Origin of the sequence: Zhenpiania hominis, assembly GCF_014333425.1 — a bacterium.
Taxonomy (GTDB): domain Bacteria; phylum Bacillota; class Clostridia; order Peptostreptococcales; family Anaerovoracaceae; genus Hominibacterium; species Hominibacterium hominis.
The window spans coordinates 105,612-130,500 of record NZ_JACRYT010000001.1 but is presented as its reverse complement, the minus strand read 5'-3'; the positions used below and the strand labels follow the sequence as shown (position 1 = coordinate 130,500).

Genomic DNA, 24,889 nt, shown 5'->3' with positions numbered 1-24,889 from the left:
ATCCCCTCGTTTCCTTTAAGTCGCATAATAGGAATCTGAACCTGCAACCTTTTTGTTCATTCCCTGATCGATCGCAATCGTCTGATCCAGAACAGATTTGCAATTTCTCGCAATTTCCGCAAGCCGAACCGCATCTTGATCTTCCTGTTCATCGAGGATGCCAGAAAGCAGTCTGCGTATCTCATCTCTTAGTTCTGAGGGCATCTGTTCTTCCAGAATATGCATCTTCCGCAGACCGGAAGCAACCGCTTCCATTTCTTCGCCTCTCATTTCGATCAACATCTGTGCCGAAACGCGATCATTTCGATCCAACGCCGAAGCCATCTCCCGGGTCAAACGAAAAATCTCATTTAAATGCTTCATTCTCCCATATGTCAGTTTCAGGACTTCCTCCATCCATTCAGCCCGGGTTTGCTCGCTTATTTTCTCACCCATTCTGTTGTTTCCCCGCTTCCTCAAAGGCTTCTCTCAGTTCCCGGACCAGAGGTTTTAATTCCGCAATGATTTCTTTCTTACGCCCAGCCTGTATCCGGCTCAGCTCATATAGGAAGAAGTCATACATTCTCCGCAGTTCCTGGCTAATACTGTATTTGAAATTTAAGGTATCCATTAGATACTTTACAATTTCCTGACTCCGTTTAACAGACTGCTCAAAGAGAGGGTAATCCTCCTTTTCAAGAGCAAGCTCTGCTCTTGTCAGCCGTTTCAGCAACTCGTCATACAGCAGCAAAAGCATTTCCCCTGAAGTCATCGTCATTACCGATTGTTCTTTGTACTGCTGGTATCCATTCAGACTCATATCATTCCTCACTCTTTATTAATATCCGCCGCTCAGCTGCGCCAAATAACTGCTCTGGCTGTTCATCTGCGCAATCAATGTTTCCAGTGTCGTAAACTGAGAAATATATCGATCCTGCTCCGTCTGCAGCTGATCCTGCAGAGATTCAATCAAGTCATCGATCTCATCCATCTGTTTCTGCAGGCTGTTCTGAAGAACGGAAGTAGGAGCGTGAACCGAGCCTGCCCGTACAACCAGAATTCCTTTCGTCGCGCCTGTTGTTCCTGCGTAAGTTTTCATAACAGACGACATATTTTCCATCAGACCTGCCTGTATACGGTTGCCGTTTTCATCTTCGGAAGCCTTCCGGGTAAACAGTTCTTTTACTTTTTCCGGATCGGATTCCAAAGCTGCTTTAAACTTCGTTTCATCAAAGACCAGCTTTCCGTTATCCGCATAGTCTGTGGAAACAGAAATTCCGATTTCCGCAAATGCGGACTGCATATTCGTTGGAATCATAAAACGCAGCGCGTCTGCCAGTCCTCTTACATCCGTATCATTAAAGAGAAGACCCTCTTTTGCCTTTTCTTCCCATCTTTCAATCTGATCGTCAGACATTTCTTCTTTCTGCTCATCCGTCAGCGGCTGATAGTCCCGATCCGGCTTTTGATTGACTTCATCACTGACCAGCTTCAGGATATCGTTAAATGCCTCGATCATTTCTTTTACGACATTGGTTGTATTTTCCACATCCACCTGGGCGTCAAAGGTAATCGCTTCGGCCGTTGTATCAACAACCCCGGCCTCCGTATATCCAAAGGTTCCTTTCAGGCTCAGATTCAGACCGTCTACGGTAAAAGAATTGGAGTCTCTGCGGATCTCTGTCACATCCGGATCTCCCGCGTATTTTACTGCGACAATCGCATCCTGTCCGGTTACTTCCTTCCCGACCGCATCTGCACCAAAAAGCATATCCGCAATTTCGCCTTCCAGTTTTATAGACCCGCTGGCGCCTTTTTCCGTGGAAGTAATCATAAAACGATCACTGTTCTTCTGATAGGAAATCGTTACCTTTGCCGCTTCGTTGGAATTGATCTTTTCCATAATATCTTCGATGGTATCGTCTGCCGCGATCTCGATCTTAACGCCGTTGATAACAAGCTCCTCTGTTCCGCTTAAAGATGCTCCATTATTTTTAGAAGCCCAGACTTCCGCCAGCGTATCACTGGTATTGATCCTGGTCGTAGCGCCTGCGTTAATCCCCAGAAGACCATTTTCTTTTCCAAGGAGGCCCACAGATCCTCCGGTAATAGTCAGCATCGAACTGCGATCCTCTCCCCCGCCAGGAATAGTTGTGGTAAAGACCAACTCCGAAGAGTCACCGGTCTGATTGAGCCCTACATTCACCCGTCCTGTGCCAAAAGCATCGTCCAGTTTTTTCTGCAGATCTTCCTGTAGAGCTTCCATTGTTGTAAGGCCGGATCCAATCTCAATGGTCTTGCTGACTCCGTTATAATTAAACGTTAATGTTTTCCCTGCCAAATAGTCAGTCAAAGCAGTAGACTCAAATGCACTTGCTTCATGCGCTGCTGTTTGCGATTTTCCCGTTGAAAGTACAAATCCATCTTCACCAAAAACGCTTTCAATGGTCTCGCCTTCACCGAGGAATCCCAGATTTTTTAAAACATCACCGGTTCCTCCGGTAATCTCTACGTTATTCCCCGCAGTGTCTTTGCTTGTTAGAACCAGCTTTCCGTCGCTGTCTGTTGATGCTTCCAGTACATCACTCAGTTTTTTTCCATCTGTACTGTTATTCAGTTCTATTTCTGCAAAAGATTTATTAAGGACATCTGCAAGGTTGTCATAATCATATCCATCGCCGCTTCCCAGTTTTACGGAATAACGATCATTGCCATATTTGATATACAGATATTGTCCTTCCAGAAGATTTTCCTTATAGGTACCTGTCACCAAATCATTGCTGATTGCATTTGTTGTCAACTCACCTGTTGAAGCTGCGGATCCCATGATCTTCGCATCTTCAGCAAGCTGTTTGATTCCCACAACGGAAAGCATATCTGCGGAAGAGGAAGTTCCTGATACGCTGATATATTTGCTGTTGGTTCCTTGCGCCGTAATCTGATTTCTGGAAAACAGTCCGGATCCAGTCAGATTTGTGGAAGGAGATGCGTAAGATGTGTATTTATCTGTAAAGTCATAGATTTTATCGGTAATTGCTCGGATCGCCTCCTGCTCCCACTGCAAGGACTGCTTGTTCTGCTGTTGCTTTGCGATCTTGCTCCTTGTCCCATAGGTAAGCTGTTCGATCAGGGTGTCGCGGTCAAGACCGCTGGCAAGGCCGCCGTATCCTCTGATGGAGGAAGTACTGGTCGCACTGGTAAGTCCGCCGATTGATGCCATAATATTCACTCCTTTTCTTTTATCTGAATGCGCTGTCTATTTATCTTTTGTATACTCTATCTAATATATCGTCCTTCCTCCCAAAAAAATAACAAGAGAAGCGTAAGATTTTTTCGCTCCCCCTGTTTCATACGTTTTAATGTCTCGGATTTTCTTTTACTTTGATACACGCTTTTGTAATTTCCACTGTGATCTGTCCCGCATACTGCTTTTCGTAGAAATTGAGCAGCGGTGAAACAGCGTCTCTGTTTACCACTACATATTTGGAGGGAAGGTTCGTCAGCGCCAAAGCCACAGTATCTTCCACACATCGAGAACAAGTACAGTTTCCAAACTGTTTCATATAGCCCTCTGCTTTATCCCGCACCAGTCGCTCCATCACATTCACTGCAGTAAAAACCTCCTCTGGTTCTGCTTCTGACAGAGATTCCTGTGTCGCTATCTCCTGGGAAGGCATTTCCTCCGGAGGTTCTGGTTCCTCTGTTGACTCTGGTTCTTCCAGATGAGCTTCTGTTTCCACAGACTTCTCCTGTTCCTGCGGTAACTCAGATACCTTCTTGCTCTCCACATAACGTTCCATCTCTTCTTCCAGAGAATTTTTTACCGATTCAGCGATAGGACTTTCGTCATCAGCAGAATGGTTCACAACAGACACATGGACACTCTCCTTTTTCTTTGGATCTACAGGAGGTTCCTGTCTAGCCTCTTCGTTCTGCACTACTTCCTTTTTATTCCCGGAGAGCAGATTCAATACATGATCGGTTTTATTCGTACGTTTTGCCATATCTTCACTTCCTAAGCTTTTATTCTCTCATAGACTTCATCAACAAAGGCTTGATAGTCCTTCGCCGGATTGGATCGAGGGGAATAATCAAATATACAAAGACCGTGAGCGGGAGCTTCCGCAGCTGCGACACCGTTACGAATCTTGCTGTCAAATACAATACATCCTGCCTGTTGGGCCACTTCCCATGCCAGATCCAAAACATCTTTCGCCAGATTTGTCCGCTTGTTGTACTTTGTAAGCAGGATTCCCAGAACATCCAATTCCGGATTCATCGAGTTCTTTATGCCTTCTACTGTATCCTGCAACTGAACCAGTCCAACTAGACTCAGAATCTCCGATGCCATGGGGATAATCAAATAATCCGCAGCCGCGTATCCGTTCAAGGTTAGAAGATTGAGAGCTGGCGGTGTATCAATAACAATAAAGTCATATATATCTTCTACTTCTTTTAACGCATTTTTTAAAAGAAGCTGGCGTTCCTGACCCTGAAAAACAATTTCTCCTTCACTCAGCAGGATATTCGATGGAATCACATCGCAGTGCTCTGCCTGTTTAATTGCCTCTCGCATCGACGCTTTTTTCTGAAAAACTTCATAAATCGTATGCCCTTCTTCAATATCAATACCAAGACTAAACCCCAGATTCCCCTGCGGATCTAAATCGACTGCCAGCACTTTATTGCCCTTTATTCCCAGTCCTGCTGCCAGCGCCCCTGTTGTAGTGGTTTTCCCAACTCCCCCTTTTTGGTTTGTAAGAACAATAATGGTCGCCAACGTTTTCTTCCTCCTATCGCTTCTCTGTTCTACTTAAGTACATCCTCAATGTGCTCTCTGCTGTCTGCGGGGGTTTTGAACACCTTTTCTTCTCCCGGCCGCGCGTAGTCCGCAGTCAGCTCGTCCCAAATCGTATTGACATCTTCCACACAGTTGATATAAATCTGTGACATAACGGAAATCTTCAGTTCTAATTCGTCCGCAAGATTTTTGCTCTGCTTCCAATCTGCCTGCTCGTAGGCCAGAATCAACTGATGCAGTTTTCCTGCAATCCCCTCTTGTCTGAGCAGGGCATCGCGGATTTCCTCCCGAAGCGGAATCTCTGCCAAAATTTCCTCCAATGAAGCATCAACCATTAATTCCAGCGTAGAAAACATTTCCATCATATAAGCTTCTGACTTTGCAAGCGGAAAGCCCGGAATTCTTGGAGCCAATTCTTCCGCAAATCTGGCTCTCAGGAACGAAATTTTGAGAAGTTCTTCGATACCGTCTTCCTGTCGCAAATCTTCATCCACATGAAAACTCAGCATATACACCCACTGACGGAGCTGTGCGATCCCCAGAGTCATCAGCGCCTGTCGGATGGATGCGGTTCTGCGCCGCAAAGCAAAGTACGCGGAGTTGACCAGCTTGAGCAGCGCATAGGTCAGCCCGGCGTCACGGCTGACAATTTGTTCGATTTCTGCCATATCCGGTTCTTCTTTTGCTACTGCCACAACCAATTGAAAAAAGTTTCCTTGCATATACTCCACTTTGCTGGCCTTGGTGGTTAGTGTCTTTGCGATATGATTTCCTTCTAAGTAATCGGCTCCCAGTTCAATTGCGCTGTCATACGATTCCTGACTGTCGATCCCTGTGGCAATACACTTTTTCCCGAATCCCTTGGTCATACGGATAATATTTTCCATTGAATGGCGTTCTCGCTCCTCCATCTGTGGTTTTATTCGGATGCGGATAAAATCCGCGTATTCCAACACACTAAAATATTTAGGCGAAAACTGAAAATCGTTAATTGCGAACTGGTATCCTTCTGCATGGTATTTCTGTATAATTGGCATAGCCAAAGGATGAATAATCAGATTGTCCTCTATCTGAATAATCACTTTATTTCTTTCAAAAATTTTGGGCAGATTGCGAAAAAGAAGAGAAGGCGTAAATGTGATGAAGATACGCTTATCCCTGAAAATCTTATGACTATTGTTCATCAGAAATTCCGAAATTGTATCCGCTGCCGCTGTTTCGGATTCTCCATAAAAATCGTCGCTTCCTCCCTGAAACAGCAGTTCATATCCGATAATTTTATCACTTTCGACTTCCTTGATCGCCTGTCGTACAACACCTTTATCCATGGATTTCTTCTCCCTTCTCCAGCAAATGATCAATTACGCTTACCAGATGTCCAATTTCCGGCTTTGACAACTGTTCATCCGCTCCCAGTTGTTTTCCCTTGACTTCCATTTCATGGTTAATCAGCGAGGAAAAAATAATCAGTGGAATATGCTTAAGCTTTTCATCTGTTTTTACCAGCTTCGTCAGGCGGTGACCATCCATTTCCGGCATTTCAATATCTGTGATAATGAGACTGGCTTTGTCTTTCAGATCTGAGTCATCACGGATGCTGCAAAGATAGTCCCATGCCTCCTGTCCATTATTGAATTTATGGATGTTGGTATAACCTGCTTTTGTCAGGGACTGCTCCACCATTTTGGAAAGTAAGACAGAGTCTTCCGCAAATACAATGGCATGCGGATCTTCATGCCGCTCTCCCAGCTGATCGATCTCTGATAGCTGAATTCCTGTTTCAGGCGCGATTTCCGCCACTATTTTTTCAAAGTCAAGGATCGTCACCAGATCATCTCCGCACTGAGCGATCCCTGTGGCGATTCCTTCTTCTCCATTATTCAGAGTTTTATCTGGTTTTTGAATATTTGCCCAGGAAATCCTCTGAATTCCCACAACAGTCTGAACTCGGAACGCAATATGCAGCTTATTAAAATTTGTAATAATAAAGAGATCCTTCGGCTGCTTTTCTGTAGGCCTCCCTGTCAGGTAGAAAGGAAGATCTACGACGGTCAGAACCACATCCCGCGGTTTAAAAATTCCTTCTACGGACGGATGGGAGTGCGGAATCGCCTTTACCGTATCGGACATCATGATCTCCCTGACTTTCGCGACATTGATCCCATACAGCTCGCCATAAATTGTAAATTCCATTATTTCTATTTCATTGGTCCCTGATTCCAGTAAAATTTCTGTTTCCGCCATAATACCTTTCCTCCTGTATCTTTGTCTAGGTTCTATAGAATAACTTCTTTCTTCCCGATGGTTCTCACTTTGACCATTCCTGTCTTTACATCCAGCAACATGGTTCTTGCGTAATTGCTTCCTACATCCTCGCCGCTGATCCGGATTCGTTCCCCCTGAAGAATCCGTTTGACACTGGCGATATTTCTCTGCCCAATGTTTCCGATTCCGCCGCCGCCGTTGATAGCAAACATCTGCGCACCTCCCGCAATCTTACAGATAAACCGATGTTTCGAGGCACCAAAAACAGCAAGTTTTCTTAGCGTCTCCCGTATTCCGGAATCCGCAAATTTATACGGATTGCTGACAGCCGTATTTCCTGCTTCCGGAAGCATAATATGAATCAGGGCACCCAGACGGATCTGCGGATCATAGAGAGTAATTCCTACGCAGGAACCAAGCGCATGAGTAATCAGAATCCCATCCTGTCTGGCAATCTTCATATCGGCGATTCCAATTTTTATTTCTTTAGCTGTCATATCCGCCCACCAGCTTTTCCATCAGTTTATTGAGAGACTCGATATCCGGCAGCATGAGAATTGTACTGTCGTGTTTTTTGTCCCGTATGATCAGCTTACCGTTAATCAGCATCAATTTGTCCGTTTCATATCCCATCTCAGCCATAGGTACAGACAGGATTCCTCCCAGCATATTAACGGCAATTGCCGGTACAGACAGAGAAATATTCATTGACGTAAGGCCAGACAGCGCATTGGTATAAGAGGAGATCATAATGTTTCCCACTTCTGTAAGAGCAGATATCTCCATTTCATCCAGCTCGGAATAGTCTTGAATGCGTTTTCCCAAAATCCCCTCAAGAATTTCATTGACGAACTCCAAACGCAGCAGGAAGAGCATCATACCCTCCACATCACTGCTCATGCGAACCATGACAGCTGCTACAACATCTTCCGGTTCTCCCAGAAGTTCGATTGCTTCGTTGAATCCTTTGATATCGATTTCCGGAACGGTCATTCGAACCTGTTCACTGAGCATACCGGAAAGAGCAGTAGCAGCATTTCCTGTCCCGATACTGCCGATCTCCCGTATCACATCCAGTGCCATTTTATCCATATCCTCATAACGTTTAATCCCCATTTTGTTTCTTATGCCTCCTGTCAGCCTCTCAGATTATTAATTGTCTGCTCCACCTCATCGGATGTCTGAACCATTTTCAGCGCATAAGCATAAGCTCTGGATGATTCAATCGTTTTTGACATCTCTTCCGCAAGATCTACATTGGACATTTCCAGATAGCCATTTTTCAGATCCGGATTTTCAATCCGAATCGGTGCCCCATTTTTTGCAACTGGTGAGAATTCATTGTTTCCTACTGCCAGCATTCCATTTGTATTTACAAAGGTAAAAACTCCAGGTTCAGCCGAAACCTCCCCGTCTGTAACACGTATTGGTCTGCGGTTGCCATCCAGTACCAGCTTTCCGGAATCGGTAATCAGATACATCCCCCCATCTGCTCTAAGAGACATGGAAAAATGTCCGTCCCTTGTATACGTAATCTCACCACTGGCCGGGTCTCTGACCATAAAAAAGCCTTCTCCTGTCAGAGCGTAGTCATATGGCTGCCCGGTTACCCCCGGCCCCCCTGAAGAAAAGTCAATATTTGTTCTTTCCTGCATAACACCGGTACCCGCTTTCAGACGGGTTAACTCCCCTTCCGGAGCACGCATATTATAATACATCAAATCCATAAATACAGAGCTTTGCGTTTTATAACCGGTCGTATTAAGATTCGCAATATTATTGGCTACCACATTCATTCTCTCCTGCTGCGACATGGCTCCCCTTGCTGCAGTATAAAAAGAAGTATCCATTGATTCTTATCCTCCTTTACTTTATATTGTCTATTTCCCAGTCATTCGGTTTTATACCGGACTGATCTGGGAAACCATTTTTCCAATCAGTTCGTCGTACATTTTAAGCACCTGAGCAGAACTCTGCAGTGCTCTCTGACTGCTCATCATTTGCGTCATCTGTTCTACAGCATCTACATTGGAACCTTCTACCGCTTTCCAAACAACCTGAGCCTGTGTTGGAACTGCAGCTCCGTTTGCTACAAAGACATCGCCTGTCGTCTTAACGAGCTGCGTGTCATAGTTCTGGAAGTCCACGATTAAAAGCTGCCCGTAACGGGTATTTCCATCCTCACTGTAAATCGTCCCCGTAGAGTCTGCCGTAATTTTATCTGTTCCCAGATAAATCGGTCCATTTTGGCCGAGTACTCTTCCAACGGTCGGCAAATACAGGTAGCCTTGATCGTCCAGAGTAAAAGAGCCATTCCTTGTATAAACGGTTCCGTTTTCCGTCTGGATACAGAAAAATCCTGATGAGCCTAAAGCAAAATCCAGCGTGCTCCTGGTAGGCTGATATCCTCCTTGTGTATAATCTGTAATGGTTTCGTCTGCTGCTTTAATTTTGGACGTTGTGCCCAGCGGGTACGGATGTGCCTTGTCTTTATTCCCTGTCCTGGAAATCAGTTCTTCCCTGAAGGTAGATGCCAGAAACTGGTCGCTTTTAAACCCCGGTGTCGAAATATTTGCCATGTTGTTGCTGATTACATTTAGATTCCGGTTCTGGCTCAATACTCCGGATGTTAAATTATAAAATCCTTGAAACATACTGCTAATTTCCTTTCCTGTCACTTCCTGACATTTTTTCATTTCTGATATACTCTTTCAGCTTACGAATCGCAGCCGAATGGATCTGGGAAATCCTCGGTTCACTCACCTGCATCACTTCCGCAATCTGTTTCATATTAAGCTCTTCCACATAGTAGAGCGAAATCACCATCTGTTCTTTTTCTTTCAGTCTCTGAATTCCTTTTGTCAAAATATCTTTGAATTCCTGCTCCAGATAAGCCTCTTCTGGCTGACTGCTTACTTCCCCTGAAGGAATTGCTGCCGCCGGTTTATTTTCATCATCTTTATCGAGGATCATATCCAGGGACAGGACAGAAAAAAAGTTTGTTTTGGCGTTAATCTCCCGCAGCTTTTCCACAGAAATATCCATGGCCTCAGCAATTTCCTTTTCATTCGGACTCCTTCCCATCTGAGCGGTCAGGTGTTCAATCGTCTGCTGTACCGTCCTGGCGTTACGCCGGGCGCTTCGGGGAACCCAATCCTGCTTTCTTGCCAAATCAATAATCATACCCCGCATACGTTTAGAAATATAAGTCTCAAATTTCACATTCTTTTCCGGCTCAAACTTGTCAATGGCATTCATCAGCACCAATACACCTTCGTGTATTACATCATCCATCTGGGTAAATCCGACATAAACATCACGCATCCGGATCGCAGCCCCCCGGATGACATCCAGATAGCGTATCACAAGTTCCTGCTTGATTTCCAGGGACTGGCTTTTTTTATATTCCCGAAGCAATTCTTCACTTGTTTTTCCGGCAAACTGCCTGCCCTGCTGTCTCTGCATAATAATGACCTGACCTTTTCCTTCCAGTTAAGATGCTGTAATGTTCCCTACGGCCTGAATCTGAATATTACTGGAAATTTCATTAAACGCAAGAACATAAACTCCCGGATAAAACGGTTCCAGCATCCGATATACATAAATACGAATTACCTGACTTGTAAGAATAATCGGTTCCTGCGACAATTCATTAAATTTCTTCAGTTCCTCTCCAATCTGTTCTACAACATGCTGCATAATATCCGGACTCAATGCCAGGTAGACGCCTTGTTCATTCTTTGTCATGCTCTCTACCATTTTCTTTTCAAGCTCCGCGTCCAGTGTTAGCACACACATCTGACCACCAGTGCAGAATTTCCTCGTAATCGTACGTTTTAAGGCAGTACGTACCTGTTCAATAATCGAATTGATATCCATACCAGATGCCGCACAGTCGGAGACCGTTTCCAAGATCGTTTCCAAATCCTTGATTGGAATCCCTTCTTTGAGCAGGGCCACAAGTATTTTCTGGAAATTACCATAATTTACAACATTCGGTACCGTTTCTTCCACAAGTTCCGGGGAGGTCTTTTTCAAGCTGTCTACAAGTTGAACGACTTCCTGTCGGGTCAGTAACTCATAAGCATGCTGCCGTATAGTTTCAGAAAGATGTGTCAGCATCACAGACAAAGGATCAATAACCGTATATCCATAAATTTCCGCCATCTCTTTGTTCTCCGGAAGAATCCACTTACTCGGGATTCCATAAGCTGGTTCAATGGTTTCAATACCATCAATTTCCCCAGTGGGAGAGGCTGGTTCCAGAGCCAGATAATGATCTACCAGGATCTCGCCTCTTGCCACTTCTTCTCCCTTAATTTTAATCTGATACTGATTCGTATTAAGACTGGAACTGTCCCTAAGACGTACTGACGGTATCACAAACCCCATCTCCTGGGCATACTGCCTTCTGAAAATTACAATCCGGTTCAGCATCTTTCCGCCGCTAGGTTCATCCACCAAGGGGATCAGGCTGTATCCAAACTCCATTTCAATTGGTTCTACACCGATTAAGGAGTAAACATTATTAATATCCTTGTAATAATCCTCTTCTGTCTGAGGTGTTTCTTGCTTTTTAGCATCCGCAGCCATTCCCGCCGCGAAGGCAGCCGCCTCTTTCTGCATCTTTCGCGACAGATAAAGGCCTCCAAAAATTAAAACCAAAGCAATCACCACAAGTTGCAGGATTGGCATTCCCGGAACAAGGGTCAGTATCAGAAGGAAAAATCCAGTGATCATCATAGTCCGCGGCTGCGCCAGGAACTGCTTTGTTACATCCTCATTCAGGCTTCCCTCTGAAACTGCTCTAGTTACAATCATTCCCGTTGCCGTTGAGATCAAAAGCGCCGGAAGCTGGGAAACCAGTCCGTCACCGACTGTAGCGATAGAGTAAACAGACAGTACTTCCGAAATTCCCATTCCACCCTGAATCATCCCGATTGCGGCCCCTCCAATGAGGTTTACCGCAGTAATAATCAGAGCCATAATGGCATCTCCTTTTACGAACTTCGTAGCACCATCCATCGCTCCATAAAAGTCCGCTTCCCTCTGAATTTTCTCCCGTCTCGCTTTTGCCTGCTGTTCGTCGATGAGTCCTGAACTTAAGTCTGCGTCAATAGCCATCTGTTTTCCCGGCATAGCGTCCAATGTAAATCTTGCGGCTACCTCGGCGACACGTTCCGCGCCCTTTGTAATAACCAAGAATTGGACAAAAATGATAATCAGGAAAATAACAAATCCAACAATAACATTTCCCTGCAGCACAAATTCACCGAAAGCTTTAATCACCTGGCCGGCCGATCCGGAGTTTGTCAGGATATTTCGAGTGGACGCGATATTGATTCCGAGCCGAAAGAGCGTCGTAATCAACAGCAGCGATGGAAATATCGAAAAGTCCAGCGGCTCTTTAATGTTCATACTGATCAGCAGTATAATCATGGAGAGTGATATATTTATAATAATCATTACGTCCAGCAGAAATGGACTTAATGGAATAATCAACAGTAAAACGATCAGAATTACGAAAACTGCGATCGCATTATTTAATAGTCTTTTCATTACTTGCTCCGTCTTTCTTGTTCAGCTTGTATACATAAACCAGGATTTCGGCTACCGCTCCGTAATACTCAGACGGAATCTCCTGGTTAATTTCTGTGGAAGCATAAAGACTCCTTGCCAGAGGTTTATTTTCCACTACCGTTACTCCATGCGCCTCTCCAATTTCTATGATTCGCAAGGCCAGATGGTCTTGCCCCTTTGCCAGGACCAAAGGCGCGTTATCCTGGTCAATCTTATATTTGAGCGCTACCGCGAAGTGGGTTGGATTTTTGATAATCACATCAGCCTGTGGCACTGCCTGCATCATACGGGATCTTGCCCGCTGTCTCTGTATATCCTTGATTTTCCCTTTAATCTCCGGATTTCCTTCTAATTGTTTATACTCTTCTTTGAGCTCCTGCTTGGACATTTTAATGCTCCGCTCGTATTCCCATCTCTGATACAGATAGTCAAAGAAAGCAATGACTGCGAATACCAGTGAAATATCAATAATCATATCCATGATCAGATTAAGCATATATACTGCCGAAAGACGAATATCCATATCCATAGTACGTACGACTGCAATAAAGTCATCTTTCAGCATCCCATACATAATATACAGCAGAATGGCAATTTTCAGCATACTCTTGAGGAGTTCCACTAGATTTCTCAGCGAGAAGAGATTCTTAATGCCTTTAATGGGATTAAGCCTGCTCAGCTTTGGCGCCACACTCTTCCTGGAAAACAAGAATCTGGTCTGCGCGCCTGTGGCCACAATGCTGAGTCCCATACAGATCAGCAGAATCGGCAGCAGGCAGGATACACATGTCTTCGCGAACTCCCCCGCAATACTCTGCAACATACCGGAAGGCAGAGATTCCTGCGTACCCGACATTTCCACAAAGTGAACCATAAAGCTTCCTGTAGACTGATACATTCCGGGAAGCAACAGCTTTAAGGAATAAAAGGCGCCGAAAATGAATACGACACTGACAATATCCTTGCTGAAAAATATATGCCCCTCTTTGCGCTCATCACGTCGTTTTTTTGGGGTGGCTTTTTCGGTCTTCGAATCTGCCGCCAAGCCTTTGTTCCTCCCTTCCCCTAAACAGTCGTCAACATATGCTGTACAGCCCGCATCATTTCGCCGATGAGATCACCAAGAAAATCTCCGATTGGCGAAATAAGCAACAGCATCATGATAATTCCCAGAATTACTCGCATTTGAATACTCAAAACAAACAAGTTGATCTGCGGAATAATTTTCATCAGAATTCCCGTACCAATGTCCATCAGAAGTTCAATGGCAATTAACGGAAATACTAATTTTACCGCCAACTCCACACATCTACAGAATATTTCTATAACAGCCTGCGTCACCTCTGAGCCGATCGCAATCTGTCCATAGGGCACGATATCGGCCGATGTCACCAGAATATTCATTAACGCCAGATGCCCGTCTACTGCGAAAAACAGCAGAATAAAATAAATCTGCAAAATATTTCCGGTAAGAGCTACCTGTATGCCATTCTGAGCATCGTAGACTGTGGACATAGAAAGCCCCATCATAAAGTCAGCAATCGATCCCGCATAAGTAACTGCGAATTCAAAAAGTACCATAACAAAACCCAGGAAATAACCAATTACAAATTCCTTTAGCAGCAACAATCCGAATTCCAATGGAGAACCGATATTGAGTTCTGTTCCCTCAGCCACAAAATAAATCAGAATGGTGAGGGCAAGAGCCATCCCTGTCTTTGCAATGGATGGGATATTACGCCGTCCCAAAACCGGATTCAAAAAGATAAAGCCGGACATCCTCATAAGAATCAGGGAAAACAGCATAAATTCCTGTGTTCCTGCAATCAGCATAACCGGTTCCTCATCCTGCCATCAGTGTGAAGATTCTGGTTGTAAAATCCTGAAGAGTCTGCAGCATCATACTTCCCATAATGACCAGTATGATTCCAATCACTATCAGCTTTGGAACAAAGGTCAGCGTCTGTTCATGAATCTGTGTCGCTGCCTGCAGGATCGAAATAACGATTCCCACAATCATACTGATAATCAGAACCGGCCCTCCCAGCTGAACCGCAAGGATAAACAAGTCATACATCAGATCGGTAATTTCTCCTGTGGTCATCATATGTTCTTCACCTCACAATTTTTAGTAATTAAATCCATTGACAATGGCGGAAAACAGCAATTCCCAGCCATTGACAGTAATAAACAAAAGCAACTTGAAGGGCAGCGCTATGGTGGCCGGCGGCAGCATGATCATACCCATGGACATCAGAACGCTGGAAACAATAATGTCAATCAGCAGAAACGGAATGAAAATCAGAAATCCCGCCATAAATCCACGTTTCAGCTCACTGGTCATAAAGGATGGAATCACTACGGATAAAGGAAGATCCTCCATCTCTTCCGGCTCTTCGATATCCGCCATTTCCATAAAGAGATTGACCGAGCTGACTTCTGTCTGCCGGAGCATAAAACGCTTAATTGGGACTTCTGCCCGATTCAGAGCCTGCTCCTGTGTAATTTGCCCGTCTACATAGGGCTGATATGCCTGTTCATTGATATCGCTGATTACCGGTCTCATAATGAACAGGGTCAGAAACAGAGCAATTCCTACAAGTACCATATTCGGCGGCGTCTGCTGAATCCCAAGAGCGTTCCTGGTAAAGGAAAGAATAATGATCGTCCTTGTGAAAGACGTCATCATAATAACAAGGGATGGCAACATCATAACTACCGTCATCATTACCAGAATTTCCAAGGTAGGAACGCCATTTCCATTTATATTGATCAATGCATTATCCATCTTTCTTCTTCCTGTTTTTCAGCTTTTCAAAGATATCTCCGAAATCAGGAGTAAGACGTTCCGGCTCCTGCGGTTCCAAAAGCAGTGTACCAATTTCTTCCTCCTTCAATTCTGAAATAAGGGAGACTTGCGAAGCTGTAATTCCCACCAAAAAAAAACGGTTTCCGGCTTCTATAATCGCCGCGCTGCGATCCCTGCCAAGGGGGATCTGATCTAACATCTTCATATTTCGAGATCTGGTTTTTATGCCCACTCCTCTTCCGATGTATTTTGTACATACAAAGGTCAAATACAGAACCAGAATCACGATCAGCAGTGTGACAAGTGCCGTTGCAATCCCCTTTATCATCTGGCTTTCTCCTGACTTTCAATAACAATTTCATCCTGCAGGATCTCGGTAATACGAACGCCGAAATTGTCCTCCACAACAACGACATCTCCTTTTGCGATGCATTGCCCATTTACAAAGACATCTACCTGCTCACCTGCAAGTTTATCAAGAACCACTAAAGAGCCCTTATTTAATTCGAGAATATCTTTTACAAACTGTTTGGTTCTTCCGATCTCTACCGAAATATCCAAAGGCACACCCATAATCAGATCCAGATTTGCCTCCGGATCGACTTCCCCCTTGTCCGGCTGGATGTTAGGCTGCGCCATACCGCTTACTTTGATTTGCTTTGGACCGGACGCGTTTTTCTGCATCTGTGCCAACTGCTGTTGCTGGAGTTCCAGCTGTTGGCGCATCATGTCCATCATCTGCTGCATCATGCCTGCATCCATCGTCATCGCCGGCATCACTGGCTGAGTCTGCTGCGCCTGTGGCTCCGGTATTGGAACGGAGTCAGATGCCTGTACAGTAGGGGCCACATCCTCTGGCTGGAACACAGTTGACTGCGCCGGACATTCAACAGCCTGTTCTTCTTTTGTTTCTTCCGCAACAGATACTTCCTCCGCGTTCTGCGAAAGCATCATTTCATGTGCATCTTCTGCAGTCTCCGGCTTCTCATCGGCTATTTCCTTTTCTTCGGTTTCTTCTTCTGCAGGCGCCTGCTCCGTTTGCGGTACTCCATCTGGGAAGAAACCTGCAACCAATTCTTTTGCCAGTTCAATCGGCATCAGGTTGATAAACTCACTCTTCATCCGATCCGCAATACTCAGGTCAAATCCGATTACCACCATGGCCGCCTGATCCTGGAAATATTTTTCTTTAAACTGTTCTGCGTCTTCAATTTCAAAAGAAACCGGAGTAGAAATATTGACTGTCTTTGACAACAATTCTGACAGAGCAGTTGAAGATGCCCCCATCATCTGGTTCATCACTTCACAGATGGCGCTGATATTCATTTCATCCAGTTCAAATTCATCTTCCGGAATTTCAACACCCATCAGCATTTCCACAATGGTTTTCACGTCACTGCGCTTCAGCAGCATAATATTGCTGCCAGTCAGTCCCTCAATATATGTAATTTCAACACCGACTGCCGGTTCCAGACTGGAAAATTCAAACTCCTCCTTCTTTTTCACCTGCACAGTTGGGGTTGTGATATCCACCCTTGCATCCAGCATTGTAGAAACTGCAGTCGCTGACGCTCCGAGGCTGATATTTAAGATCTCCCCTATTGCATCCATTTCCATGGAAGTCAATCTTTTATTGTCCATACTTTATATACTCCTTACTGGCCTATTTCCAGAGCTCTCTGTGCCATCAGCTTTACTGCATTAAAGGCCGTAATATTTGCCTCATAGGCTCTGGTCGCTGCCATACTGTCTGTCATTTCCTTTACCAGATCAATATTCGGCATACGCACGTATCCATCCTCATCGGCATCCGGATGATCCGGATTATAGACGGCTTTTAATTCTGTTTCATCTTCTACAATCGCGGTTGCCCGGACACCCGCGGTCGTTCCTGAGGCACCCTTATCCGAATATGCCGCTTTATATAGATAATCACGGAAAGTATCTTCCTTTGCCTGCAGGACAACCATTTTCCTGCGGTAAGGACCTCCTTCTTCAGTTCTGGTTGTCTCAATGTTCGCGATATTTTCCGCAGCCACATCCAGACGGAACCGCTGTGCCGTCATCCCGGTCGCACTGATATTCAGTGAACTTAAAAAAGACATATAAATCCCTCCCGCTATCCTACAATAGAGCTGACTGTCTTCAGAATTCTATCCGCCTTGAAAGGCTTTACAATAAAGTCTTTCGCTCCTAATTTTATCGCTTCAATTACCATGCTTTCCTGTCCCATCGCAGAGCACATAATCACATTCGCATCTTTATTCAGTTCTTTAATCTGTTTCAACGCTTCCAAACCGTCCACATTAGGCATCGTAATATCCAGAATCACCAGATCCGGAGAAATTTCTTTGAATTTCTCTACTGCGTCTGCCCCATCTACCGCTTCGTAAAGATCCGTATAGCCGCCCTTTGTCAGGGTATCCTTTACCATCATCCGCATAAAAGCCGCATCATCTACTACCAATATCTTCGCCATGTTTTTAACCTCACTTTTAATTTTCTTTTATGAATTTATTTATCAGCTGCTTCTCCACTACTTTGTTCATGGATCCGCTTATTGATTTTCACCGCAACGTTTTTGTTGTGTACCCCCAGTTTGCCTTCAAACCATGGTTCCTGATCGATATATAAGGAAATATCCGACTCTTTCGGCTTGTTCAGGTCGAGTACATCTCCGACTTTCAGGCTGCATATGTCTCTCAGGCTGAGCTGTGCGTCCCCAAGCTGTGCCCGTACAGTAAGGGGCGAGTCTTTAATCCGAGAAAAAATTGCCTCACGCTCTTCTTCACCTGTCGGTTCATAAGCGCCTTCAACATTTTTTCTTCTGTCAATAATAGAAAAGATTCTCGTCAGCAAATTGCCTGGAATGCAAACGGTGATCCTTCCCTCAATTTCCTGTAATTTAACATTGAGCATGACAATGGCCACTGGCTCGTCCATACTGATTTCCTGAAAAAGTCCGGGATTTTCCTCCAGACGTTCTTCCCCCAGTTCCATTTTAATATAGTTGCTCCAGGCATCCTTTGTTGCTCCCAGAATGTAACCCATCAACTTACGATAAAGCGTCAGCTCAATATCCGTGTATTTATAGGATGAGTCAATCTCTCTGTCATCACCGATTCCTCCAAGCGTCCGATCGATCATATTTACCATCAAAATCTGGCTGATATGCATCAGAATTGGTGGATTTTTCGACCGATCCGGAAGAAGCAGTTCCTGCATCATCATGATATCATTATCACTCAAGGCATTACTGAATTCATGATAACGCTGTTCTTCTACCGTCATTACTTCGATATCACTGCTCGCCCTCAAAATTCCATTCATTTGGGAAGAAACGAGCCGCGCATAATTCTCGTAAATTCCCCGAACCATCTTCAGTCGGTCTTTTGTAAATTTCTTTGGGCTGTAAAAATCATATTTTCGGTAATTCGGCTTTTTCTCAAATGTTTCCTTTGTTTGTTCACCGTCAGATCCCTTCATGGAGTTCAGCAGTGCGTCAATCTGACTTTGCGATAATACTTCTGCCATAGCTTAATCTGCCCCTCCTTTATCCTGCTGCTTATTCTCATTATAGTAATCGCTCAAATCATTTTGCTGACTGCCTTTTTTCGTAATCAAAATTTCCGCACGCCTGTTTTTACTCCGTCCTTTTGCCGTCGCAAATGTTGCGATAGGATGGAACTGTCCATATCCGCAGTCCACCAATCTGGACGGTTCCAGCACTCCTTTATTCTGAATATAGATGACTACATTGGCAGAACGCAGAGCTGCCAGCTGCCGGTCGGTCTGCACATTATTGGGACGATCCGGTGTCTCCTGGGACGTGTGCCCCATTACCCGAAGTTCCTTAATTGTATCTGCTGAAGGTTTCAGCGCCTTACACAAACCATCCAGAACACGCTGTCCTTCCTTTGTTATAACCGGGCTGTCACCGTCAAAAAACACCTTATCCTTATAAGAAATAAACTGATAGTCGTCCCCTTTTACAAGCTCTACATCCGATGCTACTCCTAGCTTTTTCATCTCATTCTTTATATTATCGTAGATAGCTTCAAACCTCTGATCCGCATCTGTATTTCCAGGCACTTCCTCCGTACCCTCAGCCAGTTCTGTATCAGTAACAACTTGGGAAACCTTCTCTGCATTTGGGTTTAAACTTTTTACTAAATTTTCCCATTTTACCTGATCCACCGATGACATTGCGTAAAGCAGAACAAAAAAACATAATAGCAGGGTGACCATATCCCCATATGTATCCATCCAGCGTCCGCCTTCTTCCTGTTTATTTCGCTTTCTTTTCATAAAGGATCACCCCTCCTTTCTGCTATTTTTTCTTACTTTTTTTCACTTTTTTCTCTTTTCGGGAAGCGCCACTGTCACCGCCATCGCTGTTTAGAATATTCATCTGCTGCCGCGATGTCAGTGAAGACGCTAACCTCTCACGCAACGTCTTGGGGTTATCACCTGCCTGAATTCCCAAGACGCCCTCGATGATAATCTGACGATACAGAATTTCTTCCTCATTGCGCACTTTTAATTTTTTCGCAATTGGCAAGAATACTAAGTTAGCAAGCATACATCCATAAAAGGTAGTAACTAATGCTACACTCATATTGGCCCCCAGAGACTCTGAGGCTCCGGTGCTCAAATCCAGTTCTTTCAGCATATTGATCAGTCCCACCAATGTACCGATCATTCCAAAAGCCGGGGCATAAGCAGAAGCTTTCTCATAGACGCTGGCTTCCTCCTCATGCCGCGCTGCCATATTATCTACTTCCGCTTCCAACATTTCCCGTACTTTTTCCGCTTCCATAGCATCGACTACCAACATGATACTGCGTTTGTAAAAAGGGTCTTCCAGTTCATTGGCTTTTTCCTCCAGAGCCAGCAGACCATTTTTTCTGGCAATCTGAGCGAACTCCACCAAAGATTCAATCAGGGGTTCTGGCTTATAGGTTTTGCCTTTTACCAAAACCTTCATATGTCCCACCACATTTTTTAATGTGCTGAACGGAAAACTGGCAATCACAGAACAGATAACACCGCCGAATACAATGACAATACTCGGTAAATCGAAGAAATTCATCAGACTTCCGCTCTGGGAAATCCCCTGCAGCACGATTGCGATACCGGCTACAATTCCTATGATACTCGTCAAATCCATTTCCGTTTAATCCTCCCACGCGTTTTCTATCCGTGTTGAACGCAAAAATTCAACTACACGTTCTTTGATTACGTCCTTGTCTTCCTTTACCAAATGGAACTTCCCGTTCATCATCATGATCTTAGCCTCCGGGATTAATTCAATGTACTCAATCTGATAAACATTGATGAGAATCGGCTCACCATTGAGCTTTGTCAATTCTATCAAGATCGTTCCCCCCTTTACTTTTTTCATGGAAGCCGCCGGGAAAGACGGCTTCCGCTTTTTATTTTACTTAACGCTTCATGTTTACCAGCTGTTCCAGCATCTCATCAGTAACTGTGATGATTTTGGAGTTTGCCTGGTAACCTCTCTGCGTTGTAATCATATTTGCCATTTCTGTGGCAAGATCTACATTGGACATTTCCAGATAGCCGCTGAGAATGGTGCCCACCGCTTCGGTTCCCGCATGGTTGATCGTAATGTCACCCACGTTGTTTCCAAAGCCATACAGATAACCCTGTCCCTGCACCAGGCCGTTTGGGTTCTCCACACTGGCAACCGCAATCTGTCCAATCGTCCACACTCTTCCGTCCTGTGACACGCCAACCAGCGTACCGTCGGTAGAGATGGTGTAGGATTCCAGTTTGACTCTCTGTCCGGTATCCGGATCCACCGGCAGACGCAATGGACTCAGTTCTTCCTGATACTCTGCAGCCGGCCACGTTTCACGGTTGCTGCCTTCCGTTACAGTTTCAATATTTGCAGGATCCAATCCGGCATTTGTTAAAAAATTCCGAATGCTGTTTGCTGGTCCAGTTCCCCCAGCTCCAACCGCACCTCCATTTTTTGCTGTAAATGTCAGACTTACAGTAGGCGGTTGCCCATCAGAAAAATTATTCAGTCCGATATTGTAGTCCGTATAATCTGCATATCCTGCCTCTTTAGGAGCTCCTGCGATCCAAGCTTGTATTTGTTCCTCAAGGCTTTCTGAAGAAGTATTAATCGTGATTCCCGCAATGGTCACATTGTAGGTTCCATCTCCGGCATCTGCCACAGTAACCTGAAGTCCCTTAGCAGATACAGTATCCTTCTGAGCTGGCTTTTCCGGTATTCCAGTTCCGTCTACCAAGCTGAATCCATACACATAATTACCCTGATCATCTACCACATAGCCGTTGTTATCCAGGCCGAACAGTCCGACTCTGGACAGGGACAGTCCGGAAGATGTAATATTGTCACCATTAATGCCGCCGCTAGTCATGGGTCCTACAATAAAGAAAGACGGTCCGTTAATCATGCAGTTCCAGCCATCGCCGGTAGGATTCCAGCTACCAGTTTCAAAGCTTGTGGAAATCGAACTTACGTTTACGCCGAATCCAAGCTGTGACGTATTCATTCCGCCCAGACCTCCCTGGGTTACATTTCCACCGCCGCCGTTAATTGTATTCTGATACATCGCATCCGCAAAGTTGGCGCTTCTTGTTTTATATCCCCATGTGTTGACGTTTGCGATATTATTGCCGATTACATCCATTTTGGACTGATGGGATTTCAGTCCGGAAATTGCCGCAAACATTGATTTAACCATATTGATTGTCCTCTCTTTCCTTTTGAAATCAACCTGCGCTGCCTGTTCCGCCGTTCATTCGGAATCAGCGGATTCGCCTCCATCATATGGTCCAGCTACATCAGAACCGCGCTGTCGATATTGGTAAATACGTTATTTTTCATTTCCTGTTCCGTAATGGTGGTAACTACAATATTATTCGGAACATTTACAATAAACGCGCCTTCCGCGCCAATAATCACCGTATCCTTAGCTCCCTTTTCCCTCGCTTTCTCAACCGCCTGATTGAGATTCTTCATCAGATCCTCTGATAACTCAATTCCTCTCTGTCTGATCCTGGACTCTGCATGCTTTGAAAACTGAACACTGTTTTCCTCTTTGCGTATCCCCTCTTTTAATATCTCCGCAAAATCACCATGCTTTTCTGTCTGTTCTGATCTCCCAACATTATGTTGTATTTGAAGACGTTGAAGTTCGGAAAGCTGCGGGATCTTCTTCATATCGCACCTCCTTTCTATCACCTTGTTTCTTATTTTTGCGTATCGATTCCATCGGTCTTATCGGCTCCATTCGCCGCCTGTGAGCCGTCCGCGTCTCCCGTTTCCGGGAGCTTGCCAATCGACATGATCTGGCTCAGGGAATAAGCCTTATCATCAATAAAGATGACCGGCGAACTTCCTAGGAGAACACTGGTTACAGTTCCTACCTTATCTCCCGTATACTGGCCGTTGGCATCCACCTCCGCCACAGTCACTTCTTTTCCAATCATAGATGCCGCATAGGTGGTCATTTGCATAGTAGTCATTTCACTAATCGCCTGTATCATCTGTGTCTGAACCATGCTCGCCATCATTTCGCTGGTATCCATAGGATTGTCAGCATCCTGATATTTCATCTGCGCTGCCAGTAGTGTGTAAAAATCCGTCAGAGACAACGACGCGTTCGCCTCAGTCGTAGGGGCATTAATATTCGCGTAAGGGGACTGCCCTCCTGTTATTGCTTCTACTGCCATCTTTTTTCCTCCTTTCTGTTTACATCAGCCCCAGACGAAGCTGTTCTGCAAAACTAATGTACTCATTTTCTTTTTCCCGGCTTTGATTTTGCTGCTGATCATCCCGCTCATAACCAGAATGGCTGCCCTGATCCGCCTGCTGCTGCAGGTAATCCGGATTTGTATGGCGTGGCTCTATGACAACTGTTGTCTCTGTTCCCATACGTTGTTCCATAATCGCACCCATATTTTTGGCATTCTGGGATAGCATCTCTAAAGTTTTATCATTGGTACACAGAATCGATACCGCAGCTTTCCCGCTCTCATATGTTACTTTGATAATAAGCTTGCCGAGATTTGCCGGTTCGAGAAGAATCTCAAAGTCTGTCTTTCCCTGCGTCATTTGCTTGAGCATGGTTTCTGACAGGTTCTGAATGTCAGAAGTCAATGTACTCCTTCCAGTCCTTGCCGTTGGTTGGTCCTGCTGGATTCCAGTATAAAACCCGGCTTCCGGCCTGCTTTGTGAAGCTACAGCCTGTGAAAGAGTATCTTCTTGTATCTGATTCACCCGGCCTTGTACTGCATTTTGATCCGCGCCTGCTGGGGAAACCTGCTTTTCCAAGTTGTGAACATTATTATTGACGCCCTTCTTCTGTTCTTGCGCGTTTGCTTCAAAATGCCCAAAGCCTTTCATCTCCGCAAGATTGGAGGTCTCCTGCCTGTCCGCTGTTAGAACAACAGAATCTACCAACTCTATACTTCCGAGCTTCAATGGATTTTCTACCTTCTCATGCAAAACAGGATTTCGCATATCGGGATTCGGAAGATCTGTACGTTCTGTGCCTTTCTGTAGTCCTTGATGTACTTGGGAAAGTTCCCCTGTTTCTGCTACAGTCTGCTGCAGTCCTTGAATTGCTTTTTCTCCTGTATCAGAATTCAGATTTTGGTTCACCGGTATCATCTGCAGACTCTGAAGCTGTTCTGTCCACAGGATTGCCCCCTGGACATCAAAGACAGTGTCCTTGTCGCCTTCTTCCTTTGAGTCCGTTTCCGAATGTTCTTCTGTTCTGCCTGATCCCTGCTGGACACTTGTATCACTTCCCAAAATTTCCTGGCGAATGGCATCCGAAAAAGATTCTGACGCACCTCCGTCTTCTGCGGAAGTCTTATACCCGTGAGCGGGAGTTGTACTGCTTTGAAACGATTCTGCAATATTGAGCATTTCCATATTCGTATTCACCTCCTTTCCATCTGTCTTGCTATCTATGTTGTAATCTGCTTACGCAGGATTACTCTGTGCGGATCGGGAATTTACTACAAATTCCTCAATAAAACGTTCTTCCTCCTTCTGAGCAAGAGCATCATACTCTTTCTTTTTCTTGTCTTTCAGAAGATCAATGGATCTACGTTCCTTTTTGGCTTCAATAACCTCTTCTCGTTTTTCCTGTTCTTTTTTCTGAAGAGTAACTAGCCTGTCTTTTTCTCTTCGAATTTGCTGGCTGCTATAACTAAGATAATCTTCATAAATACAAAGCTCCTTTATGCTGCATTTGTTTTTCTTTGTATCATTTAATTCCTGTATCTTTCGATAATAAGAATCTTCCATGCTTTGAATCTTTTCTTCTTTCTCATTTACCGCTTTTACAGCTTCCGCATGTTCGCTGCGCAAAGAATCTTCAATCTGCGTCTTATAGTCCAGTACCTTATTTAACGAGAAGGAAAACTTTTTCATACTCTTACAACAC

Annotated in this window: 30 protein-coding genes; all 30 read right to left on the bottom strand. The window is 44.7% G+C overall.

The features are described 5' to 3' along the window. Positions 1–15: 15 nt before the first annotated feature. Positions 16–435: a hypothetical protein gene (locus H9L42_RS00635; protein ID WP_187301535.1), complete on the bottom strand. Its 420-nt coding sequence runs from the start codon at positions 433–435 to the stop codon at positions 16–18. Next, positions 428–799, bottom strand: a complete 372-nt coding sequence (fliS, locus tag H9L42_RS00630; RefSeq protein WP_187301534.1) for a flagellar export chaperone FliS — start codon at positions 797–799, stop codon at positions 428–430. Before fliS ends, H9L42_RS00635 begins: the two co-directional genes overlap by 8 nt. 18 nt (positions 800–817) lie before the next feature. Then, positions 818–3,199 carry a flagellar filament capping protein FliD gene (gene fliD / locus H9L42_RS00625; protein ID WP_187301533.1) on the bottom strand — a complete coding sequence of 794 codons (2,382 nt, stop codon included), beginning with the start codon at positions 3,197–3,199 and terminating at the stop codon, positions 818–820. A 136-nt stretch (positions 3,200–3,335) separates the two neighbouring features. Then, positions 3,336–3,983: a late competence development ComFB family protein gene (locus tag H9L42_RS00620; RefSeq protein WP_187301532.1), complete on the bottom strand. Its 648-nt coding sequence runs from the start codon at positions 3,981–3,983 to the stop codon at positions 3,336–3,338. Positions 3,984–3,994: 11 nt separating this feature from the next. After that, positions 3,995–4,759, bottom strand: coding sequence for a ParA family protein (locus tag H9L42_RS00615; protein ID WP_187301531.1), 765 nt, complete (start codon positions 4,757–4,759; stop codon positions 3,995–3,997). Positions 4,760–4,788: 29 nt separating this feature from the next. Then, on the bottom strand, positions 4,789–6,108 hold the full coding sequence (locus H9L42_RS00610; protein WP_187301530.1) for an EAL and HDOD domain-containing protein: 1,320 nt from the start codon (positions 6,106–6,108) through the stop codon (positions 4,789–4,791). Further along, entirely contained in the window at positions 6,101–7,024 is a 924-nt protein-coding gene (locus H9L42_RS00605) for a chemotaxis protein (protein ID WP_187301529.1), read from the bottom strand. The genes H9L42_RS00610 and H9L42_RS00605 overlap by 8 nt, the downstream gene beginning before the upstream one ends. A gap of 32 nt (positions 7,025–7,056) precedes the next feature. Beyond that, entirely contained in the window at positions 7,057–7,542 is a 486-nt protein-coding gene (locus tag H9L42_RS00600; RefSeq protein WP_187301528.1) for a chemotaxis protein CheD, read from the bottom strand. Continuing rightward, positions 7,532–8,161 carry a chemotaxis protein CheC gene (locus H9L42_RS00595; RefSeq protein WP_187301527.1) on the bottom strand — a complete coding sequence of 210 codons (630 nt, stop codon included), beginning with the start codon at positions 8,159–8,161 and terminating at the stop codon, positions 7,532–7,534. Before H9L42_RS00595 ends, H9L42_RS00600 begins: the two co-directional genes overlap by 11 nt. A 20-nt stretch (positions 8,162–8,181) precedes the next feature. Beyond that, positions 8,182–8,895, bottom strand: a complete 714-nt coding sequence (locus tag H9L42_RS00590) for a flagellar hook-basal body protein (RefSeq protein ID WP_187301526.1) — start codon at positions 8,893–8,895, stop codon at positions 8,182–8,184. A gap of 51 nt (positions 8,896–8,946) precedes the next feature. Next, positions 8,947–9,699 carry a flagellar hook-basal body protein gene (locus H9L42_RS00585; RefSeq protein WP_187301525.1) on the bottom strand — a complete coding sequence of 251 codons (753 nt, stop codon included), beginning with the start codon at positions 9,697–9,699 and terminating at the stop codon, positions 8,947–8,949. A gap of 4 nt (positions 9,700–9,703) precedes the next feature. Further along, positions 9,704–10,510, bottom strand: coding sequence for a sigma-70 family RNA polymerase sigma factor (locus H9L42_RS00580; protein ID WP_187301524.1), 807 nt, complete (start codon positions 10,508–10,510; stop codon positions 9,704–9,706). A gap of 27 nt (positions 10,511–10,537) precedes the next feature. Continuing rightward, positions 10,538–12,604 carry a flagellar biosynthesis protein FlhA gene (flhA, locus tag H9L42_RS00575; RefSeq protein WP_187301523.1) on the bottom strand — a complete coding sequence of 689 codons (2,067 nt, stop codon included), beginning with the start codon at positions 12,602–12,604 and terminating at the stop codon, positions 10,538–10,540. Beyond that, positions 12,585–13,670: a flagellar biosynthesis protein FlhB gene (gene flhB, locus H9L42_RS00570; RefSeq protein ID WP_187301522.1), complete on the bottom strand. Its 1,086-nt coding sequence runs from the start codon at positions 13,668–13,670 to the stop codon at positions 12,585–12,587. The genes flhA and flhB overlap by 20 nt, the downstream gene beginning before the upstream one ends. Positions 13,671–13,690: 20 nt before the next feature. Continuing rightward, the gene (locus tag H9L42_RS00565; protein WP_187301521.1) at positions 13,691–14,458 is read right to left on the bottom strand and encodes a flagellar biosynthetic protein FliR; all 768 of its coding nucleotides are present in this window, start codon (positions 14,456–14,458) and stop codon (positions 13,691–13,693) included. A 10-nt stretch (positions 14,459–14,468) separates the two neighbouring features. Beyond that, positions 14,469–14,732 (bottom strand): flagellar biosynthesis protein FliQ, encoded by a 264-nt coding sequence (fliQ, locus tag H9L42_RS00560; RefSeq protein WP_346726250.1) that lies wholly within the window; start codon positions 14,730–14,732, stop codon positions 14,469–14,471. Positions 14,733–14,753: 21 nt separating this feature from the next. Further along, positions 14,754–15,413: a flagellar type III secretion system pore protein FliP gene (gene fliP / locus H9L42_RS00555; RefSeq protein ID WP_187301520.1), complete on the bottom strand. Its 660-nt coding sequence runs from the start codon at positions 15,411–15,413 to the stop codon at positions 14,754–14,756. Continuing rightward, entirely contained in the window at positions 15,406–15,762 is a 357-nt protein-coding gene (locus H9L42_RS00550) for a flagellar biosynthetic protein FliO (protein WP_187301519.1), read from the bottom strand. The genes fliP and H9L42_RS00550 overlap by 8 nt, the downstream gene beginning before the upstream one ends. Beyond that, the gene (gene fliN / locus H9L42_RS00545) at positions 15,759–17,075 is read right to left on the bottom strand and encodes a flagellar motor switch protein FliN (protein WP_187301518.1); all 1,317 of its coding nucleotides are present in this window, start codon (positions 17,073–17,075) and stop codon (positions 15,759–15,761) included. The genes H9L42_RS00550 and fliN overlap by 4 nt, the downstream gene beginning before the upstream one ends. 14 nt (positions 17,076–17,089) lie before the next feature. Next, positions 17,090–17,539, bottom strand: a complete 450-nt coding sequence (gene flgC / locus H9L42_RS00540; RefSeq protein WP_187301517.1) for a flagellar basal body rod protein FlgC — start codon at positions 17,537–17,539, stop codon at positions 17,090–17,092. 14 nt (positions 17,540–17,553) lie between these two features. Continuing rightward, a complete protein-coding gene (locus H9L42_RS00535; protein WP_187301516.1) occupies positions 17,554–17,913 on the bottom strand; it encodes a response regulator in 360 nt (119 codons plus the stop codon). 35 nt (positions 17,914–17,948) lie between these two features. Next, positions 17,949–18,968 (bottom strand): flagellar motor switch protein FliM, encoded by a 1,020-nt coding sequence (locus H9L42_RS00530; protein WP_187301515.1) that lies wholly within the window; start codon positions 18,966–18,968, stop codon positions 17,949–17,951. Between the two features lie 3 nt (positions 18,969–18,971). Then, positions 18,972–19,742, bottom strand: a complete 771-nt coding sequence (locus H9L42_RS00525) for an OmpA/MotB family protein (RefSeq protein WP_187301514.1) — start codon at positions 19,740–19,742, stop codon at positions 18,972–18,974. A 22-nt stretch (positions 19,743–19,764) separates the two neighbouring features. Then, positions 19,765–20,604 (bottom strand): motility protein A, encoded by an 840-nt coding sequence (locus tag H9L42_RS00520; protein ID WP_187301513.1) that lies wholly within the window; start codon positions 20,602–20,604, stop codon positions 19,765–19,767. 6 nt (positions 20,605–20,610) lie between these two features. After that, the gene (locus H9L42_RS00515; RefSeq protein ID WP_243235584.1) at positions 20,611–20,838 is read right to left on the bottom strand and encodes a flagellar FlbD family protein; all 228 of its coding nucleotides are present in this window, start codon (positions 20,836–20,838) and stop codon (positions 20,611–20,613) included. A gap of 40 nt (positions 20,839–20,878) precedes the next feature. Continuing rightward, positions 20,879–22,174, bottom strand: a complete 1,296-nt coding sequence (locus tag H9L42_RS00510; protein WP_187301512.1) for a flagellar hook-basal body complex protein — start codon at positions 22,172–22,174, stop codon at positions 20,879–20,881. 95 nt (positions 22,175–22,269) lie between these two features. Beyond that, positions 22,270–22,653, bottom strand: a complete 384-nt coding sequence (locus H9L42_RS00505; protein ID WP_187301511.1) for a TIGR02530 family flagellar biosynthesis protein — start codon at positions 22,651–22,653, stop codon at positions 22,270–22,272. A 29-nt stretch (positions 22,654–22,682) separates the two neighbouring features. After that, positions 22,683–23,165: a flagellar hook capping FlgD N-terminal domain-containing protein gene (locus H9L42_RS00500; RefSeq protein WP_187301510.1), complete on the bottom strand. Its 483-nt coding sequence runs from the start codon at positions 23,163–23,165 to the stop codon at positions 22,683–22,685. A 19-nt stretch (positions 23,166–23,184) separates the two neighbouring features. Continuing rightward, positions 23,185–24,372 (bottom strand): flagellar hook-length control protein FliK, encoded by a 1,188-nt coding sequence (locus H9L42_RS00495; RefSeq protein ID WP_187301509.1) that lies wholly within the window; start codon positions 24,370–24,372, stop codon positions 23,185–23,187. A 51-nt stretch (positions 24,373–24,423) separates the two neighbouring features. Continuing rightward, on the bottom strand, positions 24,424–24,876 hold the full coding sequence (gene fliJ, locus H9L42_RS00490) for a flagellar export protein FliJ (RefSeq protein WP_187301508.1): 453 nt from the start codon (positions 24,874–24,876) through the stop codon (positions 24,424–24,426). Between the last annotated feature and the right edge of the window lie 13 nt (positions 24,877–24,889).

Excerpts from the sequence above, each read along its gene's own strand:
- H9L42_RS00635 (WP_187301535.1), bottom strand. The coding sequence starts at position 435 with ATGGGTGAGAAAATAAGCGAGCAAACCCGGGCTGAATGGATGGAGGAA.
- fliS (WP_187301534.1), bottom strand. The coding sequence starts at position 799 with ATGAGTCTGAATGGATACCAGCAGTACAAAGAACAATCGGTAATGACG.
- fliD (WP_187301533.1), bottom strand. The coding sequence starts at position 3,199 with ATGGCATCAATCGGCGGACTTACCAGTGCGACCAGTACTTCCTCCATC.
- H9L42_RS00620 (WP_187301532.1), bottom strand. The coding sequence starts at position 3,983 with ATGGCAAAACGTACGAATAAAACCGATCATGTATTGAATCTGCTCTCC.
- H9L42_RS00610 (WP_187301530.1), bottom strand. The coding sequence starts at position 6,108 with ATGGATAAAGGTGTTGTACGACAGGCGATCAAGGAAGTCGAAAGTGAT.
- H9L42_RS00605 (WP_187301529.1), bottom strand. The coding sequence starts at position 7,024 with ATGGCGGAAACAGAAATTTTACTGGAATCAGGGACCAATGAAATAGAA.
- H9L42_RS00600 (WP_187301528.1), bottom strand. The coding sequence starts at position 7,542 with ATGACAGCTAAAGAAATAAAAATTGGAATCGCCGATATGAAGATTGCC.
- H9L42_RS00595 (WP_187301527.1), bottom strand. The coding sequence starts at position 8,161 with ATGGGGATTAAACGTTATGAGGATATGGATAAAATGGCACTGGATGTG.
- H9L42_RS00590 (WP_187301526.1), bottom strand. The coding sequence starts at position 8,895 with ATGGATACTTCTTTTTATACTGCAGCAAGGGGAGCCATGTCGCAGCAG.
- H9L42_RS00585 (WP_187301525.1), bottom strand. The coding sequence starts at position 9,699 with ATGTTTCAAGGATTTTATAATTTAACATCCGGAGTATTGAGCCAGAAC.
- H9L42_RS00580 (WP_187301524.1), bottom strand. The coding sequence starts at position 10,510 with ATGCAGAGACAGCAGGGCAGGCAGTTTGCCGGAAAAACAAGTGAAGAA.
- flhA (WP_187301523.1), bottom strand. The coding sequence starts at position 12,604 with ATGAAAAGACTATTAAATAATGCGATCGCAGTTTTCGTAATTCTGATC.
- H9L42_RS00565 (WP_187301521.1), bottom strand. The coding sequence starts at position 14,458 with ATGCTGATTGCAGGAACACAGGAATTTATGCTGTTTTCCCTGATTCTT.
- fliQ (WP_346726250.1), bottom strand. The coding sequence starts at position 14,732 with ATGATGACCACAGGAGAAATTACCGATCTGATGTATGACTTGTTTATC.
- fliP (WP_187301520.1), bottom strand. The coding sequence starts at position 15,413 with ATGGATAATGCATTGATCAATATAAATGGAAATGGCGTTCCTACCTTG.
- H9L42_RS00550 (WP_187301519.1), bottom strand. The coding sequence starts at position 15,762 with ATGATAAAGGGGATTGCAACGGCACTTGTCACACTGCTGATCGTGATT.
- fliN (WP_187301518.1), bottom strand. The coding sequence starts at position 17,075 with ATGGACAATAAAAGATTGACTTCCATGGAAATGGATGCAATAGGGGAG.
- flgC (WP_187301517.1), bottom strand. The coding sequence starts at position 17,539 with ATGTCTTTTTTAAGTTCACTGAATATCAGTGCGACCGGGATGACGGCA.
- H9L42_RS00535 (WP_187301516.1), bottom strand. The coding sequence starts at position 17,913 with ATGGCGAAGATATTGGTAGTAGATGATGCGGCTTTTATGCGGATGATG.
- H9L42_RS00530 (WP_187301515.1), bottom strand. The coding sequence starts at position 18,968 with ATGGCAGAAGTATTATCGCAAAGTCAGATTGACGCACTGCTGAACTCC.
- H9L42_RS00525 (WP_187301514.1), bottom strand. The coding sequence starts at position 19,742 with ATGAAAAGAAAGCGAAATAAACAGGAAGAAGGCGGACGCTGGATGGAT.
- H9L42_RS00520 (WP_187301513.1), bottom strand. The coding sequence starts at position 20,604 with ATGGATTTGACGAGTATCATAGGAATTGTAGCCGGTATCGCAATCGTG.
- H9L42_RS00515 (WP_243235584.1), bottom strand. The coding sequence starts at position 20,838 with ATGAAAAAAGTAAAGGGGGGAACGATCTTGATAGAATTGACAAAGCTC.
- H9L42_RS00510 (WP_187301512.1), bottom strand. The coding sequence starts at position 22,174 with ATGGTTAAATCAATGTTTGCGGCAATTTCCGGACTGAAATCCCATCAG.
- H9L42_RS00505 (WP_187301511.1), bottom strand. The coding sequence starts at position 22,653 with ATGAAGAAGATCCCGCAGCTTTCCGAACTTCAACGTCTTCAAATACAA.
- H9L42_RS00500 (WP_187301510.1), bottom strand. The coding sequence starts at position 23,165 with ATGGCAGTAGAAGCAATAACAGGAGGGCAGTCCCCTTACGCGAATATT.
- H9L42_RS00495 (WP_187301509.1), bottom strand. The coding sequence starts at position 24,372 with ATGGAAATGCTCAATATTGCAGAATCGTTTCAAAGCAGTACAACTCCC.
- fliJ (WP_187301508.1), bottom strand. The coding sequence starts at position 24,876 with ATGAAAAAGTTTTCCTTCTCGTTAAATAAGGTACTGGACTATAAGACG.